The sequence below is a fragment of the Acidovorax sp. 35-64-16 genome (assembly GCF_002281195.1).
Taxonomy (GTDB): domain Bacteria; phylum Pseudomonadota; class Gammaproteobacteria; order Burkholderiales; family Burkholderiaceae_C; genus Acidovorax; species Acidovorax defluvii.
In genome coordinates this window covers 212,208-229,373 of the sequence record NZ_NCFM01000003.1, presented here as the reverse complement: position 1 = coordinate 229,373, position 17,166 = coordinate 212,208, and the positions used below count along the sequence as shown (strand labels likewise).

Below are 17,166 nucleotides of genomic sequence, written 5' to 3'. Positions count from 1 at the left end.
ATGATAGTGCGGGTTCCCGTGTGAAAGTAGGTCATCGTCAGGCTCTTACAGCCCAGCAACGCCCCCCTCTGTGATCAGACGGGGGCGTTTCTGCTTTGGCAGTACGCACTTTATTTATAGTGAAACGAAGCGGTAACCCTGTCAGCAGAGAGCTATGCAACTTCAAGATATTTTGTACTCCCAAGGGTTTGGTACTCGCCGTGTATGCGCGGGCTTGGTGCAACATGGGTGGGTAGAGACTGCTCGCCTGGATCCTCTCGCTCCCTTCATCCCCTGTACCGAGGCAACGCTGGATCTCGACATTGCTGACCTGCGGTTGCGTGTTCAGGGGGTGGAGTGGCCCTATCACGCCAAAGCTTATGTGATGCTGCACAAGCCTGCGGGCACGGAGTGTTCGCAGAAACCGTCTACGTATCCAAGCATCTACACTTTGCTTCCAGCACCGCTGCGGCAGCGCCCGTGCAAGAGTGCCATTCAGGGTGTGCAAGCTGTGGGACGTCTTGATCAGGATACGACCGGCCTTTTGTTACTCAGCGATGATGGGCAATTCATCCATCGCATGAGCTCACCGAAAAAGCATGTGCCCAAGGTCTACCGTGTGGTGACCAAACATCCTGTGGACGATCAGCAAATTGAGAGACTGTTGGCAGGCGTTGTGCTGGATGATGACCCCAAACCCGTGCGTGCCGCCGCCTGCATTGCTGTAGGCAGCGATTGTCTGGATCTCACCCTGACAGAAGGAAAGTACCACCAGGTTAAGCGTATGCTGGCCGCTGTGGGGAATCGCGTTGAGGCGTTGCATCGCTCGCGGATCGGAACACTTGAACTTCCCTCTGACTTGGCCCCGGGACAGTGGAAATGGCTTTCTTCCGCTGACCTGCTGAAGCTGACACCCACTTCCTGAGGGGGGCACGATGGGACAGATTGCCGGAGTACGCTGAAGCCCGGGGTATGCTAATGAACATGGGACTCTTGGTTGATTCTTTCTGGCGTGCGGCGGTGTATTGCTTGCGCCCGCGCGTGATCATGCTGTCGTTGGCGCCCTTGCTGCTGATCGGGGTGCTGGGCGGTGCCTGGGGCTATTTTTACTGGGATGGCGCTGTAAGGGGCATGCGCTCGTTGCTGGAGTCTTCTAGTCTGCTCACGACCTTTTGGGGTTGGCTGCAGACTTGGGGCGTGGGTGACGTGACCGCAGTCGTGGCGCCTCTCATGGTTATTCTGGCGGTGACACCCGTATTGGTGGTGTTTTCGCTGCTGGCGGTAGCGCTGCTGATGACACCTGCGTTGGTCGCACTGGTAGCGCAACGCCGTTTTCCCCATCTCGAACGAAAGAAGGGTGGCTCATTCTGGGCGAGCGCAGTGTGGTCACTGGGCTCCAGCTTTTTGGCGGTTCTTGCACTGGTAGTGTCTGTGCCATTGTGGCTGGTGCCGCCTTTGGTGCTGGTACTGCCGCCGTTGATCTGGGGTTGGCTGACCTACCGTGTGATGGCGTTTGATGCGCTGGCTGAACATGCCAGCAAGGAAGAGCGCCGTGAGATTTTGCAACGCCATCGAACCCGTTTATTGGGGATTGGCATATTGACCGGGTATTTGGGGGCTGCGCCAAGTCTTGTATGGGCCTCGGGGGTTATTTTTGCCGCCGCTTTTTTCATTTTGGTGCCACTGGCGATCTGGATTTACACCCTGGTTTTTGCGTTTTCGTCCCTCTGGTTTGCACACTATTGCCTTGCCGCTCTGGAGCGTTTGCGTTCTGAGGGTAGTGCGCTGTCTGCATCGGTTGTCCCTGTCGGCGATCCAGCCGCTGTTGCCATTGCGGCCAGTTCTGACTTCACCCCTGCCGCCTTCACTTCAGAAAACAAAATGCCATGAATTCGCATATCGGCCTGATCATCGTGGGGGATGAAATTCTCTCGGGCAAGCGTGCTGACAAGCACATGCCAAAGGTCATCGAGTTGCTGTCAGCGCGCGGACTGGCCCTGTCGTATGCCGACTACGTGGGCGACTGCCCCGAGCGCATCACGGCCACGCTGCACCGTGCATTCTCGTCAGCCGATATCGTCTTCTCGTGCGGCGGGATTGGCGCCACCCCCGACGACCACACGCGCCAGTGCGCGGCAAGGGCGTTGGGTGTGGATCTGGTGTTGCACCCCCAGGCCGAGGTGCTTATCCGCGAGCGCATGCAGGACACCGCCCGCGAGCAGGGCGTGCCTTACGAGACAGATCGGCCGGACAACGTACATCGCCTCAATATGGGGGTGTTCCCGGAGGGCGCACGCATTGTGCCCAATCCTTACAACAAAATCCCTGGTTTCAGCTGCAACGGCCCCGGAGGCGGCGCAGTGCATTTCGTGCCGGGATTCCCGGTGATGGCATGGCCCATGATCGAGTGGGTGCTGGACCATGAATACCCACACCTTTTCAATCAGTCTCCGCAGACAGAGCAGTCTGTCATTGTCTTTGGTGCCATGGAGTCGGCGCTCGCACCCCTGATGGAGCGCATTGAGCAGCAGCACCCCGACATCCGGGTATTCAGTCTGCCCAGCGTCGATCATCCACAATACGGGCGCCACATAGAATTGGGCGTGAAGGGACCTGCAGCGGACGTTCCGGTCGCTTGGACAGATTTGCTGGCGGGGTTGCACGATGTTGGTGCGAATTGCGGCCCTGAATTGGTGCGAAAACTCCGGTAGTCGTCTTTGCACGCTTGCGTGCACTGTTTTGGTGAGGCGGGGTGCCGAAGTACTCTTGTATCACCTTGAGTGCTCCGTCCCTGTGCATGAAAGCACTGACCTGGCACGCAAACTGCTTTTCGTTTGGAAGATTTTTTAACAAGCGCTTTACCCAGGAGAACCTGATGGCCAAGACCGTTGCAGACGTGATGAAACTGGTGAAGGAAAACGAAGTCAAATTCGTGGACTTCCGCTTTACCGATACCCGTGGCAAACAGCACCACACCACGGTGCCCGTCTCGCATTTTGACGAAGACAAGTTTATTTCGGGCCATGCCTTTGACGGCTCTTCAATTGCCGGATGGAAGGGGATCGAAGCCTCCGATATGCAGCTGATTCCCGACCCGAATTCGGCTAATATCGACCCGTTTTTCGAAGAAACGACGCTGATCCTGACCTGTGACGTGATCGAGCCCAGCGATGGGAAGTCGTATGACCGCGATCCCCGCTCGGTCGCCAAGCGGGCCGAAGCGTACCTGAAGGCCTCTGGTCTGGGTGACACGGCATTCTTCGGTCCCGAGCCCGAGTTCTTCATTTTCGACGGCGTGCGCTGGAGCACCGAGCCCAACAACACCTTCTACGAAATCGAAGAGTACGAAGCACCGTGGAACACCGGCGCCAAGCTTGAAGGTGGCAACCGGGGGCACCGTCCCACGGTCAAGGGTGGTTACTTCCCCGTGCCGCCGGTCGACAGCACGCAAGACATGCGCGCTGAAATGTCGCTGATCCTCGAATCTCTGGGCATTCCGGTTGAAGTGTTCCACCACGAAGTGGCGGGTGCAGGCCAGAACGAAATCGGCACGCGTTTCAGCACCCTGGTTGAACGCGCCGACTGGACCATGCTGCAAAAGTACGTCATCCATAACGTGGCAAACGCCTACGGCAAGACGGCAACGTTCATGCCCAAGCCCTACCACGGCGACAACGGTTCGGGCATGCACGTGCACCAGTCGGTCTGGAAGGATGGCAAGAACCTGTTCGCTGGCGACGGCTATGCCGGCCTGAGCGACTTCGCCCTGTACTACATCGGCGGCATCATCAAGCACGCCCGTGCGCTGAACGCCATCACCAACCCTGGCACCAACAGCTACAAGCGCCTGGTGCCCCACTTCGAAGCACCGGTGAAGCTGGCTTATTCGGCCAAGAACCGTTCTGCCTCGATCCGCATTCCTTACGTGGCCAACCCCAAGGGTCGCCGTGTGGAAGCCCGCTTCCCCGATCCGCTCATGAACCCCTACCTGGGCTTTGCCGCCCTGCTGATGGCGGGTCTGGACGGCGTGGAAAACAAGATCCATCCCGGCGAAGCGGCCACGAAGGATCTGTACCATCTGCCGCCGGAAGAAGACAAGCTCGTGCCGACCGTGTGCCACAGTCTCGACCAGGCGCTGGAAGCGCTGGACAAGGACCGCGGCTTCCTGACCAAGGGTGGTGTGTTCTCCGAGAGCATGATCGACGCCTACATCGAGCTGAAGATGACCGAAGTCACGCGTTTTCGCATGGCCGTGCATCCGGTCGAATACGACATGTACTACTCGCTGTAATCGCCTGCCCGCAGGCCATCGCATCCAAAGGCGGCGCAAGCCGCCTTTTTTCATGGTGCCACGGTAGGTTGGGGGCTGGATCCGGAACCAAGCCATCATCTGTTGCATCCTTCCACAATAGCCTGTGGCGGCTACGGCTGCCCAATTGGTGATGCGCGGTGATTAGGGGATACTCAACAACACCCCTGCCTAGCAAGTGCGAGGAAACTGAATGAAAAAAACGCTCACTACCCTGATAGTCATCGCTGCCATGACACCCGCCGCTTGGGCGCAGGACCGCATTTATCGCTGCGGCAACGAATACACCAACAACGCCGCACAGGCCAAGGAGCGCGGCTGCAAGCTGGTCGAGGGCGGAAACGTCACCGTGATACAGGGTGTCCGCCCCAGCCCCAAGGCATCGGGCGCTGCGGCGCCGAGTGGGGCCACCGCCTCGCCAGCCGGAGCCCCTCGGATCGACAACAATGACCAGCGCGCCCGCGATGCCGATGCGCGTGCCATTCTGGAGTCCGAGCTGCGCAAGGCCGAGGCGCGCCATGCCGATTTGTTGAGGGAATACAACGACGGCGCACCCGTGCGCAATGCGCTGGAGTTGCGCAATCCCCAGCTTTACATGGAGCGCACTGCCGAGCTCAAGGCGAGCGTGGCGCGCAGCGAGAGTGATCTGGCCGGAATCCGGCGTGAACTGGCACGCGTCGCCCCCTCCAGCGGTGCCAAGTAAACAGGGTGGAGCGCTCGGTGCCTGATTCACTCGCAGCAGAAACAGAGCGCTTTCACTCGCTGGACCTGATGTCCACACTGGTGGCGGTGCTGCGCTCGGACGGTGCCGTGCAGTTTGCCAATGCGGCGCTGGAGAACACGCTGGGTTTGTCGCGGCGCACGCTGGAAGGGGCAGATTTTTCTTCTTTCTTTACCGACCCGGCGCTGCTGCAGACGGCATTGGCCGGTGCGCGCGGCAGGGACTTTGCTGCGCTCCGCTATGAAGCCAGCCTCAAGCGCCTGCACCAGGAGCCTGTGCCCGTGCATGTCAACGTGGCCGATGCCGAGCAGGTGGGCGAAATTCTGGTGGAGCTATGGCCCCTGGAACAGCACGCCCGCCAGGATCGCGAAGAGCGCCTGCGCGACCAGGCCCAGGCCAACAAGGAACTGATTCGCAACCTGGCCCACGAAATCAAAAATCCCCTGGGCGGCATCCGCGGTGCGGCGCAGCTGCTGGAGATGGAGCTGGAAAGCCGCGAGCTCACCGAATACACCCAGGTCATCATCCATGAGGCCGACCGCCTGCAAAGCCTGGTAGACCGGCTCCTGGCGCCCCACCGCCATCCTCATCTGGTGGGAGACGTCAATATCCATGAGGTGTGTGAGCGCGTGCGCTCGCTGGTGCTCGTCGAGTATCCGCAGGGCCTCAAGGTGCAGCGCGACTACGACACCTCCATCCCCGAATTCCGTGGCGACCGCGCGCAGCTCATTCAGGCGCTGCTCAATGTGGTGCAAAACGCTGCCCAGGCCCTCACAGAGCGCATTGCTGCGGGGGATGCGGTGATCACGCTGCGCACCCGAGTGGCCCGACAGGTAACGTTTGGTCGCCAGCGCTATCGGTTGGCACTGGAATTGCATGTCATTGACAACGGACCGGGCGTGCCCGATGCCATCAAGGAGCGTATTTTTTACCCTCTGGTGTCGGGCCGGGACGGCGGATCAGGGCTGGGGCTTACGTTGGCGCAAACCTTCGTGCAGCGCCACCATGGGTTGATCGAATGCGACAGCGTACCGGGGCGCACCGACTTCCGATTCCTGATCCCCTTGCCTTGACAGCGCATGATGGTCCCTGACACGCAACCACAGGGAAGGTAAGAAAAACATATGAAGCCGATCTGGATAGTAGATGACGACCCCTCGATCCGCTTCGTCCTGGAAAAGGCGCTGGCTCGCGAGAACCTGCCCACGCGCAGTTTCACGAACCCCCGCGAGGTGCTGGAAGCACTGACCCAGATCCCCGCGGGCGACCCCGCGCGGCAAGGCCCCCAGATTCTGGTCAGTGACATCCGTATGCCCGGTGGCTCGGGGTTGCAGCTGCTGGAAAAAGTGCGCGAATTGCAGCCAGGGCTGCCCGTCATCATCATGACGGCGTATTCCGATCTGGACAGCGCCGTCTCGGCCTTTCAGCGCGGGGCTTTTGAATACCTGCCCAAGCCGTTCGATCTGCCCAAGGCCGTGGAGCTGATCCGCCGTGCAGTCGAAGAAAGCCAGCGCGAGGAAGTCACCGAAGAGCGCCAGGCCGTCAACGCGGAAATGCTGGGCCAGGCGCCCGCCATGCAGGACGTGTTCCGCGCTATCGGCCGACTGAGCCAGAGCCAGGTCACGGTGCTGATCACGGGTGAATCGGGATCGGGCAAAGAGCTGGTGGCCCGTGCCCTGCACAAGCATTCGCCCTGCGCAGACGGCCCCTTTGTGGCCATCAACACCGCTGCCATCCCGAAGGATCTGCTCGAATCCGAGTTGTTTGGCCACGAGCGCGGCGCCTTCACGGGTGCACAAACCCAGCGGCGCGGCCGATTCGAGCAGGCCGAGGGCGGCACGCTGTTTCTTGATGAAATCGGCGACATGCCGTTTGATCTGCAAACCCGCCTGCTGCGCGTGCTGTCGGACGGCCAGTTTTACCGCGTGGGCGGCCACGCGGCCGTGAAGGCGCATGTGCGCGTGATTGCTGCCACCCACCAGGACCTGGAAAAGCGCGTCAAGGAAGGCGGCTTTCGCGAAGACTTGTTCCACCGCCTCAACGTGATCCGCCTTCGTCTGCCTGCGCTGCGCGAGCGGCACGAGGACGTACCCATGCTCACGCGCCACTTTTTGCAGCAAAGCGCGCGTCAGCTGGGTGTAGAGCCCAAGCGCATTGCCGAATCGGCCCTCGCGCGGCTGGAACAGTTTGCGTTTCCGGGCAACGTGCGCCAGCTGGAGAACATCTGCCACTGGCTGACGGTGATGGCGCCAGCCCAGGTGATCTCGCTCCAAGACCTGCCGCCCGAGGTGCTGGAAGCGCCCGTTTACCAGCCGACCACGCGCGGCGTGCCGGGGCCTGCCGCGGCGGTGGTGGCCGAGCGCCACGAGTCCCCTGAGGTTGCGACCATTGCAACGGTGGCTTCGGGCACAGCGACTGAATCGGTACCTCAAGCTACTGCCGGGTCGGGCGCAACCCACCTTTCCAGGGACGATGGGGCGGCGCCGGTCAACGGGTATGGCGGGGCCAATGTCACTATCAATGGCACGGCAAATGGCACAACAAACGGTGGCTGGGAGCACGCGCTGGAAAGCGAAGCGCAAAGGCTGCTGGCGGGCGGTCAGCCCGAGGTGTGGGATGCCCTCACGCGGCGGTTTGAATCGCGCCTGATCCGCACTGCGCTGGCAGCCACGCATGGCCGGCGCATGGAGGCTGCGCAGCGGCTGGGCATAGGCCGCAACACCATCACCCGCAAAATTCAGGAATTGGGGCTTGATGCACCGGATGAGGGGTAAATGGCCTTTGCGCGCTTGTGTGGAAAGCGCTTGTAGCTATTAATAAGATAGTGAGTTGACACGCTCTGCCAGCGGGGCAGGGTGGTGTCCAAAGGCAACGCGCTGGGCGGGCGTGCCATGCGGGCATCGTCCTACAGGCATGTTCTCCATGGGCCGACCCGCGGGGCCGCTCTCGCTTCTGACAATGAAATCACTGTTAACCAACCGGAGATTTTCATGTCGGAATACAACCAGGCCAACCGTGACCCCCTGACCAACGAACCGGGTGCACACCCCGTCGGAACCGGGCTGGGGGCTGCCATGGGTGGAGCCGCCACCGGTGCTGCCGTGGGCGCAATGGCGGGCCCAGCCGGGGCGGCTGTGGGCGGTGTGGTCGGCGCCGTCGCAGGTGGGCTTGCAGGCAAGGCCGCTGCTGAGGCGCTGAACCCTACCCATGAAGACGCGTACTGGCGCGATGCCTATGTTCGTGAACCCTATTACGTCAGTGGCCGCACTTATGAGCAATACCAGCCGGCGTATGAGCTGGGCTGGAGCTCGGTGACCCGCTACGACGGTGACTTTGACGCCATCGAGCCGCGCCTGGCCGATGACTGGCGCGCCCGCCATGCCGATTCTGGTCTGTCGTGGACCGATGTGCGTCCCGCCACGCGCGCAGCGTGGGACCGCGCAGCGCGGGTTCGTTCGGCGCAGGTGGTTGACCAAGATGGCGTGATCAGTGTGCTGAACGATTTGCTTGAATCGTGCCGCGACGGCGAATACGGCTTCAAGGCCTGCGCCGAAAACACAGACGCCGCCGACCTGAAGGAAATTTTCAACCGGCACGCGCGCGAATGTGCGGTGGCTGCCGCTGAACTGGAGCGTGAAGTCCGCACCCGGGGTGGCGAGCCTGCCAGCGGTGGCACAGTGGCCGGTGCGCTGCATCGGGGCTGGGTGTCGGTCAAGACAGCGCTGAGCACGCAGGACGACAAGGCCGTGCTGGAAGAGTGCGAGCGAGGAGAAGACGCTGCCGTGGCGCGTTACCGGGCGGCCCTCAAAGCCACGCTGCCCTTTGAAGTGCGCGCCCTGATCGAGCGCCAGGCCCAGGGAGCCCGGCGCAATCACGATGAAGTCCGGGCGCTGCGCGATCGCTTCGCCGCCGTGTCGCGCTAACTGAGCAAAGCGCCGATGCCGTGGGTATCGGTGCACATTGCGGCGGCTTGCGTTGCCATCACAAGGCGTCGTGCGCGGCTTTGCCTGCAATCCTCAGCCCAATGTCACCACTACCGGAGCGTGGTCACTTGGCTGGGGGTTTTTGCGTGGGGCGCGGTCGATGGTGCAGGCGCTCACCGAGCCGCGCAAGGCCTCACTCACCAGAATGTGGTCGATGCGCAGGCCCCGGTTTTTCTGAAAGCCCAGCATCCGGTAGTCCCACCACGAATAGCTTTTTTCGGGCTGCTCGAACATGCGGTAGGCATCTGTCAGCCCCAGCGCCAGCAGGGCCTGGAAGTGCGCCCGCTCTTCAGTGGTGTGGTGAATGGTTTCGCGCAGACCCACGGGGTCGTAAGAGTCGCGGTCTTGCGGCGCCACGTTGAAGTCACCCACCAATACCAGGCGCGGATGCTGTGTCATTTCGGCGCGCACCATGTCCTGCAGTGCCTGCAGCCAGCGCATCTTGTAGGCAAACTTTTCGGAGCCCGGCTCCTGTCCGTTCACAAAATAGCCATTGATCAACCGCAGCGGGCCTGTGGGGGTGTCCAGCGTGGCAGCGATCACGCGGGCCTGCTCGTCCCCAAAGCCCGGAATGTTGCGCACCACATCGCGCAGCGGGTGGCGGCTCAAAATCGCAACGCCGTTGTAGGTTTTTTGCCCGAAGGCGGCCGCTTCATAGCCCGCGGCCTGGAGCGCATCGTGCGGAAATTTGTCGTCGGTGAGCTTGAGCTCTTGCAGGCACAGCGCGTCCACCGGGTTGGCGGCCAGCCATTGAAGCACCTGGGGCAGGCGCACCGACAGAGAATTCACGTTCCAGGTGGCAATTTGCATAGTTTTTGGCCTTTAGACCTTATCCATTAAGCGCTATTAGCTATTAATAAATGAGTGATTGGTGTTGAAGGTGCTGCGCTGTCAGGCGGCGCGCACGTAGCGTACAAAGCTGAACGGCACCCCGCTGGCGCTGGTGTGGTCCTCGCGTGCGGCTTCGGTCCATTCGGGGCCGAGCACGGGCGCGTAAGCATCGCCGTCCACGTTTTGCGCAATTTCGGTGACTTCGATGCGCTGGGCCAGTGGCAGGGCCTGGGCGTAGATTTGCGCGCCGCCCATCACCCACACGGTTTCAGAAGAGGCACAAAACTGTAGCGCCTCGCGCAGGCTGGATGCGCGCTGCACGCCATCTTGATGCCAATCGGGCTGGCGCGTGATGACGATGTTGATGCGCCCCGGCAGGGGGCGAAAGCGCTCGGGCAGCGAGTCCCAGGTCTTGCGCCCCATGATGACCGGGCAGCCCAGCGTGAGGCGTTTGAAATGCGCCAGGTCTTCCGGCAAGTGCCAGGGCATGGTGCCGTCCTTGCCGATGACTCCATTGGCGGCGCGCGCGTAGATGAGAGCGATGTCCATGTGGTTGTCCATTCATCAAACGCTGTATCGGCTGCGTAAGAAACCGGCGCGCCGCAGTCCAGTGCCGCCGCGCAAGGGCCGCCCCGCCGCGCTGGCGGCGTCCCCCTGCCCGTGGCGCGCAGCGCTGCGAGAGCGGGGGGAAGGCGCCGAAGGCGACTCAGGGGGGTGCTTCACTTCACACCGCCACCGGCGCCTTGATGGCCGGGTGGTGCTCGTAGCCGACCACCTCGAAGTCTTCGAACTGGTAGTCAAAGATGCTGTCGGGCCGGCGCTTGATGTGCAGCGTGGGGTAGGGGTAGGGCGTGCGCGCCAGCTGCGTTTGCACCTGCTCGGTGTGGTTGTTGTAGATATGGCAGTCGCCGCCGGTCCAGATGAAGTCGCCCACCTCCAGGTCGCACTGCTGCGCCACCATGTGCGTGAGCAGCGCGTAGCTGGCGATGTTGAAGGGCACGCCCAAAAAGATGTCGGCGCTGCGCTGGTAAAGCTGGCAGCTCAGGGTGCCCTTGCCGCCGGGCGTGGTGGCGGGGGCCACATAAAACTGGAAAAAGGCATGGCACGGCATCAGTGCCATCTTGTGCAGCTCGGCCACGTTCCAGCTGCTCACGATGATGCGGCGCGAGTCGGGGTTGGTCTTGAGCGTGTCGATTACCTGGCTGATCTGGTCAATGTGGCCACCGTCGGGCGTGGGCCAGCTGCGCCACTGCACACCATAGACCGGGCCGAGGTCGCCATCGGGGCGCGCCCATTCGTCCCAGATCGTGACGCCGCGCTCTTTGAGCCAGTGGTTGCTGCTGGAGCCCGTGAGGAACCACAGCAGCTCGACGATGATGGATTTGAGGTGCACCTTTTTTGTGGTGACCAGCGGAAAACCCTCGCGCAGGTCAAACCGCATCTGGTGGCCAAAAACGCTCTTGGTGCCCGTGCCCGTGCGGTCGCCCTTGTCTACGCCGTGCGTGAACACATGGCGCATGAAGTCTTCGTATTGCGTGCGGACGGGGCGCTGGGATGGGGCGAAAGTCATGGGAAAAACCAGGCGTTGGAAGCGTTTGACAAAGGGCGGCGGCGTGCTATGGCGCCGGGGCGGATAGTGTGCCACCGATGGCCTGGGCGGGTGTTGCGGCTGCGGGGCGGCCGGGCTGCGGGGTGTGCCCGGGACGTCTCAGGAGCCAAACCCCGTGGTGGCTACGGTTGTTCCGTTCTCGAACAGCAGCGTGCGTTCGGGCCAGCGCAGGGCGGCCAGCTGGTATTGCGGGTCGTGGGGCGTGCCGGCCTTGCGCGCCCGCCAGCGTCCGCCGACCGAATAGTCCACGCAAAAGACGTTGCGCCGCTGGCCGTGCCAGGCAAAGGGAGGCGTGTGGCCGAACAGGCCTGCCTCTTCGGGTGTCAGGGCGGCCAGGGCATCGGGCGTGGCCACGACGGGACGCCGCCAGTAGTGGCCCATCACCACCGGGGTGGCGTCGGTGTAGCTATCCCACCATGCCATGCGCTCGACAAAGCGCCATTTTCCGCCCGCATGAAAAGGGTCGGTGCCCTGGCGTTCGACCCCCGAGGTGAGTACCTTGAGCGGGTTCAGCATGGCCTTGAGCAGCTCGTTGTCGGCATGGGCCTGCAAAAACGGCGGCTTGTGCAGCGGGTCTTCCAGGTCGTGCGGCCACTGCTGGCGCTCGGTGGCCATGCGCCGGGCCAGTGTGCCGTCTTGCGCCTGCCGGCGCACCTCGGCTTCCCAGTGGTCGTACTCAGCGCGGACGCTGCCGGGCGGCAACTGGCGCACTGAGGCGATCTGGGCGGGCAGCCATGCGGCGTGCACGATGCGCAGGTCTGGCCGCTCCAGTGCCACGGGCAGCGTGCCCAGAAACGCCACGATGGCGGCGCGCTCACTGGCTGTCGGGCGGGCAAAGGGTGCGTATTTGTCGTGGTCGGACGCCAGGCGGGCATCGAAGTACCACCCGGCGCCATCTTTGGCGTCGTCGCGCAGCAGGTTGATCTCATGGTTGCCGATCACGGCCACGGCGCGGCCGCTGGCCACCAGGTGCGCCACCCGCGCGAGCACCGCAGGGCTGTCGGGGCCCCGGTCGCAAAAGTCGCCCACAAAGACCAGCGTGCGGCCATCCGGGTGCCGCCCCTGGGCGTCGTAGCCCAGGTGGGCCAGCAGCGAGTGCAGCGCGTCGATTTCGCCATGGATGTCGCCGACGATGTCGAGTGGTCCCGGGGGCAGGTCTTGGATGAGGCTCATGCGGTGCGTGGTCTGTGGGCCAGATTATTGGTGTTTTAAGGCTCTGGCCCTTTTGGAGTAAGCGCTAAGCGCTATCAAATTAATAAACTTTGCACAGGGTGGCGGGGCTGGGCCTGAAGCGGGCAATGCCGCGCCCTTTGCACCGTGCCACCCTGGCCTTGTGCCTTGTGCCGGGCGTCAGCGCGCCGGGGCAGGCGGCATGGGCGGTGTCTTGCTCAGCACGCGCCCGGGGTTCATGGTGCCCTGCGGATCGAGCGCGGCCTTGATGGCGCGCATCATGGTCAGCGCCGTGGGCGACTGGTATTTCTCCAGTTTTTCCACCTTCAGTGCGCCAATGCCGTGCTCGGCCGAGAACGAGCCGCCAAATTGCGCCACGGCCTCGTACACCAGGTGGTTGACGTGTGCCTCCTGCTCGCGCAGGAAAACCTGGGGGTCGCTGTCTGCGGGGGCCTGCACGTTGTAATGCAGGTTGCCGTCGCCCAGGTGGCCGAAGTTGACCAGGCGCACGCCCGGGATCTCGCGCACCATCATGGCGTCGGCATATTCGACAAACGCCGGAATGCGCGAGATGGGCACCGAGATGTCGTGCTTGATGTTGAGCCCTTCTTCGGCCTGTGCCAGCGGAATATTCTCGCGGATATGCCACAGGTTGTGCGCCTGCGAGAGGTTTTCTGCCACCACGGCGTCGGTTACGCAGCCGGCCTCGAAAGCGGTTTCGAGCAGCGCCTCAAAGCGTGCGCGGGCATGGTCTTCGGATTCGCTGTCGGAATTTTCGAGCAGCACGCCGTAGGGCACGTCCTCCTGCTCGATAAAAGGCACGCGCAACTGTGGCATGTGCTTGTGCACCAGGCCCAGGGCAAAGCGGCCCATCACTTCAAAGCCGGTGAGCCCCGCGCCCAGGTGCTGGTGCGCCAGGCCCAGCAGCGCCACGGCATGTTCCATGGAGGGCACGGCGGCCCAGGCGGTGAGCTGCGCTGCGGGCTTGGGGTACAGCTTGAGCGTGGCGGCCGTGATGACGCCCAGCGTGCCTTCGCTGCCAATGAAAAGGTCGCGCAGGTCGTAGCCCGTGTTGTCCTTGCGCAGGCCCTTGAGGCCGTTCCACACCTCGCCCTGCGGCGTGACCACTTCGAGGCCCACGCACAGGTCGCGGGCGTTGCCATAGCGCACCACCTGCGTGCCGCCCGCATTGGTGCCCAGGTTGCCGCCGATGGTGCAGCTGCCCTCGGCCGCCAGCGACAGGGGGAACAAAAGCCCCGCCTGGCTGGCCGCGTCCTGCACGTTCTGCAGGATGCAGCCGGCCTCCACCGTCATGGTGAGGTTGTCCTTGTCGAGGGCGCGCACTGTGTTCATGCGCGCAAGGCTCAGCACCACCTGCGTGCCCGAGGTGTCGGGTGTCGAGCCCACGGCCAGACCGGTGTTGCCGCCCTGCGGCACGATGGACGTGCCTGCAGCGGCGCAGGCGCGCACCACGGCTGCCACTTCGTCGGTGCTGCCGGGGCGCACCACGGCCAGCGCTTTGCCGCGCTCGCGGCGGCGCCAGTCCTGCTCCCAGGCACCGAGATCGCCCTCGGTCAGGACATGGGCGGCGCCCACAATGCGCTGCAGGGTGTCGATCAAAGTGGACATACGGGTCTTTCAGGTAATCAGTGAACGGGGTGGCACGTACCGGCGGCGCAGGGGCTCGTCAGGGTGCAACGGCGGTGGCGGTGTCTGCCGTGGTCTGTGCCTGGGCCTGCGCCCGGGCGTTGCGCTGGCGCAGCCGCACATGCAGGGTGCAGGCCGTGAACAGCACCAGGCACAGCACAATCTCGCCCCCTGCCAGCCACGAGCCCGGCCGGGCGTCGCCCCAGGCGCGCACCACGCCTTCAATGAAATACAGCCAGATCACCAGGCTGACCCAGCGGTAGGTGTACATGCGGTTCTTCAGGATGCCGGCCAGCGGAATGCACAGTGGCAGCGCCTTGAGCGCCAGCCACGAGCCACCGGGACGCAGCGGGGCCAGCACCAGCTCCCAGGCCAGGCACAGCACAATCAGCGCCAGCAGGCTGCCTGCGGCCAGCCAGCGGGTGGCGGCAACGGCGTTGCCAGGGGGGGACAAGGAAAGGTTCATGGCGTGTGTTGTCAGAAAAATGGGCGGTGCCGGTGGCGCACAAGCCAGGTGGTTGGGCCCACAATGCGCGCTCGATCAATGCAATTCGGTCCGATGCCCGTTGAACCCCTCACCCGGAACTTGTCGAAGGGCTTCGACAAGCACCGCCTGAACCGCCTGAGCGGTATTGGAGATTTCAACGGGCCGGATCCATCAATAATCCGTGTCCATGCAGCGTTTTTACAGTAACCAAACGGCCCGTGGCCGGGCCTAGGATCATATCGGCCATGTCCTTGACCCCACAGACCGTGGTCCAGCGCCTGCAGGCTTTGGTGGCCGAGTTGTCGCGCTTTCCCTGGGCAACCACCGCCCAGACGCTGCGCGAGCGGTTTCGTGAAGACCGCCTGGGCCTGACAGCCAGCAGCCTCACCTTCACCACCATCCTGGCCCTGGTTCCTTTTGTGACCGTGGCGCTGGCCTTGTTCACGGCCTTTCCCATTTTCGGCGAGCTGCAGGTGGTGCTGCAGCGCTGGCTGGTGGACAGCCTGGTGCCCGACAGCATCTCGCGCCAGGTGCTGGGCTACCTCACGCAGTTTGCTGCCCAGGCCAGCCGGCTGGGGGTGGCGGGGTTCAGCATTTTGCTGGTGACGGCGCTGGCGCTGATTTTGACCATTGACCGCACCCTCAACAACATCTGGCGCGTGCGGCGTCTGCGGCCGCTGGGCCAGCGGGTGCTGATTTATTGGGCCGCGATCACGCTGGGGCCCGTGGTGCTGGGTGCCAGCCTGGCGCTCACGTCGTATGTGATGTCGGCCTCGGGCGGGCTGGTGCGGGCCGTGCCCGATGGCCTGCGCCTGCTGTTCGACTCCATCGAGTTCCTGGTGCTGGCATTGGGCATGGCGGCGCTCTACCACTATGTGCCCAACACGCCCGTGAAATGGCGCCACGCCTGGGCGGGCGGCCTGTTTGTGGCAGTGTGTATCGAGCTGGCCAAGAAGGTGCTGGCCATTTACCTGGGCAAGGTGCCCACCTATTCGGTGGTGTATGGCACCTTTGCCACGCTGCCCATTTTGCTGGTGTGGATCTATGTGGCGTGGGTCATCGTGCTGCTGGGGGCGGTGGTGGCGGCCTACCTGCCCAGCCTGCTTGCCGGCGTCGCGCGGCGCGGCACGGTGCCGGGCTGGACTTTTCAGCTGGCGGTGGAGGTGCTGCAGGAGCTGCAGCGCGCGCGCCGCCACATCGGCAAAGGCCTGCGTGCCAGCCAGCTCGCGCAGCTGCTGCGCGTGGATGTGCTGCAACTGGCGCCGGTGCTCGATGCCCTGACCGCGCTGGACTGGGCGGGGCGCACCAGCGACCCGGCGCAAAGCGCGGCCGACGACCCCGAGCCGCGCTATGTGCTGCTGGCCGATCCCGAACGAACCCTGCTGGCGCCTTTGCTGCAGCGCCTGCTGCTGGACCGCTCCGGCAGCCTGGAGCCGCTGTGGAGCAACGCCGGGTTGGCGCAACTGCATCTGTCGGATTTGCTTCAAAAAGAATAGCTGATAGCGCTTTCTGGATAAGCGCTAGCGGCATTTTTGACTTGTATTATTCGGAAAAACGGTGAGCACCGCGCCACCATGCTCTGCCAGCGGATTGTCCGCCGGCAGGGGGATGGCCGGTGTTCAGCGGGCGAGAAAATCCCGGATGGCCATCAGCGTGCCGTCGGGGGCCTCGGTCATCTGGTGGTGCCCAACGGGCAGGTTGACCACCTGCACGGCCCGGCCCGCGTTGCGGGCAATGGCGATCAGGCCCTGCGCTGCCTTGGGCGCAGTCATCTGGTCTTGCGCCCCCAGCGCAAACAGCACCGGGCACTGCACCTGGGCCATAGCCTGCTCGCCGTTGGCATAACTGTCGCAGGCCACAAAGCCCCGGTGGAACAGGTTGACCTGCGGGTTGCTGCGCAGCACCTTGCGGCCCAACGCCATGCCCGCGCCATACACCCAAAAGCCCGCACCCGAGGGCGGTGCCAGCGTGTTGCGCGAGAACACGTTGACCATGCGCAGCGCCTTCTCGGGCTCGTTCAATGCCGATTCAATGAGTGCGGGCGACACTTTCATGGGGTAGGCCGTGCCCACCAGCACCAGATGGCTCACGCGTGGGCCCAGCTGGGCTGCCGCTTCCAGCGCAATCAGCGAGCCCCAGCTGTGGCCGATCAGCGCGGCGCGGTCAATGCCCAGGGCATCGAGCAGCGCCGCCACAAACGCAGCGCCTTGCTCGACGCTGGCCGGCGCATCGCCGCCGCTGCGGCAATGGCCGGGCAGATCGACGGCCAGCACGTTCCAGCCGTGGTTGGCCATGTAGCGGCTTTGGAAGGCCCACACGCTGTGGTCGTTGAGCACGCCGTGGATGAACACCACCGTCGGCTTGGCGGCATCAAACGCCTTGCCGCCGGTGTAGCAATAAATGGCAGCGCCGTTGACTTGAATGTGCATG

16 protein-coding genes are annotated in these 17,166 nt (G+C 63.4%); 9 read left to right on the top strand and 7 right to left on the bottom strand.

Features of this window, described 5'->3' with window-relative positions:
- Nucleotides 1–154 precede the first annotated feature (154 nt).
- From B7Y64_RS04470 to B7Y64_RS04435, 8 genes are all read left to right on the top strand, one after another.
- Nucleotides 155–904: a 16S rRNA pseudouridine(516) synthase gene (locus B7Y64_RS04470; RefSeq protein WP_051463468.1), complete on the top strand. Its 750-nt coding sequence runs from the start codon at nucleotides 155–157 to the stop codon at nucleotides 902–904.
- Between the two features lie 47 nt (nucleotides 905–951).
- On the top strand, nucleotides 952–1,869 hold the full coding sequence (locus tag B7Y64_RS04465; RefSeq protein WP_111868561.1) for an EI24 domain-containing protein: 918 nt from the start codon (nucleotides 952–954) through the stop codon (nucleotides 1,867–1,869).
- A complete protein-coding gene (locus B7Y64_RS04460; protein WP_291324242.1) occupies nucleotides 1,866–2,690 on the top strand; it encodes a molybdopterin-binding protein in 825 nt (274 codons plus the stop codon). Before B7Y64_RS04465 ends, B7Y64_RS04460 begins: the two co-directional genes overlap by 4 nt.
- Nucleotides 2,691–2,854: 164 nt before the next feature.
- Nucleotides 2,855–4,270, top strand: coding sequence for a type I glutamate--ammonia ligase (glnA, locus tag B7Y64_RS04455; RefSeq protein WP_024814606.1), 1,416 nt, complete (start codon nucleotides 2,855–2,857; stop codon nucleotides 4,268–4,270).
- Nucleotides 4,271–4,481: 211 nt separating this feature from the next.
- Nucleotides 4,482–4,991: a hypothetical protein gene (locus tag B7Y64_RS04450; RefSeq protein ID WP_111868558.1), complete on the top strand. Its 510-nt coding sequence runs from the start codon at nucleotides 4,482–4,484 to the stop codon at nucleotides 4,989–4,991.
- A gap of 68 nt (nucleotides 4,992–5,059) precedes the next feature.
- Complete coding sequence (gene glnL, locus B7Y64_RS04445) at nucleotides 5,060–6,082, top strand: nitrogen regulation protein NR(II) (RefSeq protein WP_024814608.1); 1,023 nt, start codon at nucleotides 5,060–5,062, stop codon at nucleotides 6,080–6,082.
- A 51-nt stretch (nucleotides 6,083–6,133) separates the two neighbouring features.
- Nucleotides 6,134–7,783 (top strand): nitrogen regulation protein NR(I), encoded by a 1,650-nt coding sequence (ntrC, locus tag B7Y64_RS04440; protein ID WP_291324243.1) that lies wholly within the window; start codon nucleotides 6,134–6,136, stop codon nucleotides 7,781–7,783.
- Between the two features lie 216 nt (nucleotides 7,784–7,999).
- Nucleotides 8,000–8,932: a PA2169 family four-helix-bundle protein gene (locus tag B7Y64_RS04435; protein WP_111868555.1), complete on the top strand. Its 933-nt coding sequence runs from the start codon at nucleotides 8,000–8,002 to the stop codon at nucleotides 8,930–8,932.
- A 93-nt stretch (nucleotides 8,933–9,025) separates the two neighbouring features.
- Here the strand turns inward: B7Y64_RS04435 and xth are convergent, their stop codons facing one another.
- The 6 genes from xth to B7Y64_RS04405 form a co-directional block, all read right to left on the bottom strand.
- Nucleotides 9,026–9,802 (bottom strand): exodeoxyribonuclease III, encoded by a 777-nt coding sequence (gene xth / locus B7Y64_RS04430; protein ID WP_291324244.1) that lies wholly within the window; start codon nucleotides 9,800–9,802, stop codon nucleotides 9,026–9,028.
- 81 nt (nucleotides 9,803–9,883) lie between these two features.
- On the bottom strand, nucleotides 9,884–10,372 hold the full coding sequence (locus B7Y64_RS04425; RefSeq protein ID WP_024814612.1) for a dihydrofolate reductase: 489 nt from the start codon (nucleotides 10,370–10,372) through the stop codon (nucleotides 9,884–9,886).
- Nucleotides 10,373–10,547: 175 nt separating this feature from the next.
- Nucleotides 10,548–11,393, bottom strand: a complete 846-nt coding sequence (locus tag B7Y64_RS04420) for a thymidylate synthase (RefSeq protein ID WP_291324245.1) — start codon at nucleotides 11,391–11,393, stop codon at nucleotides 10,548–10,550.
- A gap of 138 nt (nucleotides 11,394–11,531) precedes the next feature.
- Nucleotides 11,532–12,605: a metallophosphoesterase gene (locus B7Y64_RS04415; protein WP_291324246.1), complete on the bottom strand. Its 1,074-nt coding sequence runs from the start codon at nucleotides 12,603–12,605 to the stop codon at nucleotides 11,532–11,534.
- A gap of 177 nt (nucleotides 12,606–12,782) precedes the next feature.
- A complete protein-coding gene (locus B7Y64_RS04410) occupies nucleotides 12,783–14,231 on the bottom strand; it encodes an FAD-binding oxidoreductase (protein ID WP_291324247.1) in 1,449 nt (482 codons plus the stop codon).
- Nucleotides 14,232–14,289: 58 nt separating this feature from the next.
- Complete coding sequence (locus B7Y64_RS04405; RefSeq protein WP_291324248.1) at nucleotides 14,290–14,715, bottom strand: DUF2069 domain-containing protein; 426 nt, start codon at nucleotides 14,713–14,715, stop codon at nucleotides 14,290–14,292.
- Between the two features lie 266 nt (nucleotides 14,716–14,981).
- Here B7Y64_RS04405 and B7Y64_RS04400 point away from each other — a divergent pair, with 266 nt between their 5' ends.
- Complete coding sequence (locus B7Y64_RS04400) at nucleotides 14,982–16,232, top strand: YihY family inner membrane protein (RefSeq protein WP_024814617.1); 1,251 nt, start codon at nucleotides 14,982–14,984, stop codon at nucleotides 16,230–16,232.
- 123 nt (nucleotides 16,233–16,355) lie between these two features.
- Here the strand turns inward: B7Y64_RS04400 and B7Y64_RS04395 are convergent, their stop codons facing one another.
- Nucleotides 16,356–17,165, bottom strand: coding sequence for an alpha/beta hydrolase (locus B7Y64_RS04395; protein WP_291324249.1), 810 nt, complete (start codon nucleotides 17,163–17,165; stop codon nucleotides 16,356–16,358).
- Nucleotide 17,166: the final 1 nt, after the last annotated feature.

Bases quoted from the DNA above. Each gene is read 5' to 3' on its own strand.
- B7Y64_RS04415 (WP_291324246.1), bottom strand. From the start codon at position 12,605: ATGAGCCTCATCCAAGACCTGCCCCCGGGACCACTCGACATCGTCGGC.
- B7Y64_RS04410 (WP_291324247.1), bottom strand. From the start codon at position 14,231: ATGTCCACTTTGATCGACACCCTGCAGCGCATTGTGGGCGCCGCCCAT.
- ntrC (WP_291324243.1), top strand. From the start codon at position 6,134: ATGAAGCCGATCTGGATAGTAGATGACGACCCCTCGATCCGCTTCGTC.
- B7Y64_RS04435 (WP_111868555.1), top strand. From the start codon at position 8,000: ATGTCGGAATACAACCAGGCCAACCGTGACCCCCTGACCAACGAACCG.
- B7Y64_RS04450 (WP_111868558.1), top strand. From the start codon at position 4,482: ATGAAAAAAACGCTCACTACCCTGATAGTCATCGCTGCCATGACACCC.
- B7Y64_RS04425 (WP_024814612.1), bottom strand. From the start codon at position 10,372: ATGGACATCGCTCTCATCTACGCGCGCGCCGCCAATGGAGTCATCGGC.
- B7Y64_RS04460 (WP_291324242.1), top strand. From the start codon at position 1,866: ATGAATTCGCATATCGGCCTGATCATCGTGGGGGATGAAATTCTCTCG.
- B7Y64_RS04420 (WP_291324245.1), bottom strand. From the start codon at position 11,393: ATGACTTTCGCCCCATCCCAGCGCCCCGTCCGCACGCAATACGAAGAC.
- glnL (WP_024814608.1), top strand. From the start codon at position 5,060: ATGTCCACACTGGTGGCGGTGCTGCGCTCGGACGGTGCCGTGCAGTTT.
- xth (WP_291324244.1), bottom strand. From the start codon at position 9,802: ATGCAAATTGCCACCTGGAACGTGAATTCTCTGTCGGTGCGCCTGCCC.
- B7Y64_RS04400 (WP_024814617.1), top strand. From the start codon at position 14,982: ATGTCCTTGACCCCACAGACCGTGGTCCAGCGCCTGCAGGCTTTGGTG.
- B7Y64_RS04470 (WP_051463468.1), top strand. From the start codon at position 155: ATGCAACTTCAAGATATTTTGTACTCCCAAGGGTTTGGTACTCGCCGT.
- B7Y64_RS04395 (WP_291324249.1), bottom strand. From the start codon at position 17,165: ATGCACATTCAAGTCAACGGCGCTGCCATTTATTGCTACACCGGCGGC.
- glnA (WP_024814606.1), top strand. From the start codon at position 2,855: ATGGCCAAGACCGTTGCAGACGTGATGAAACTGGTGAAGGAAAACGAA.
- B7Y64_RS04465 (WP_111868561.1), top strand. From the start codon at position 952: ATGCTAATGAACATGGGACTCTTGGTTGATTCTTTCTGGCGTGCGGCG.
- B7Y64_RS04405 (WP_291324248.1), bottom strand. From the start codon at position 14,715: ATGAACCTTTCCTTGTCCCCCCCTGGCAACGCCGTTGCCGCCACCCGC.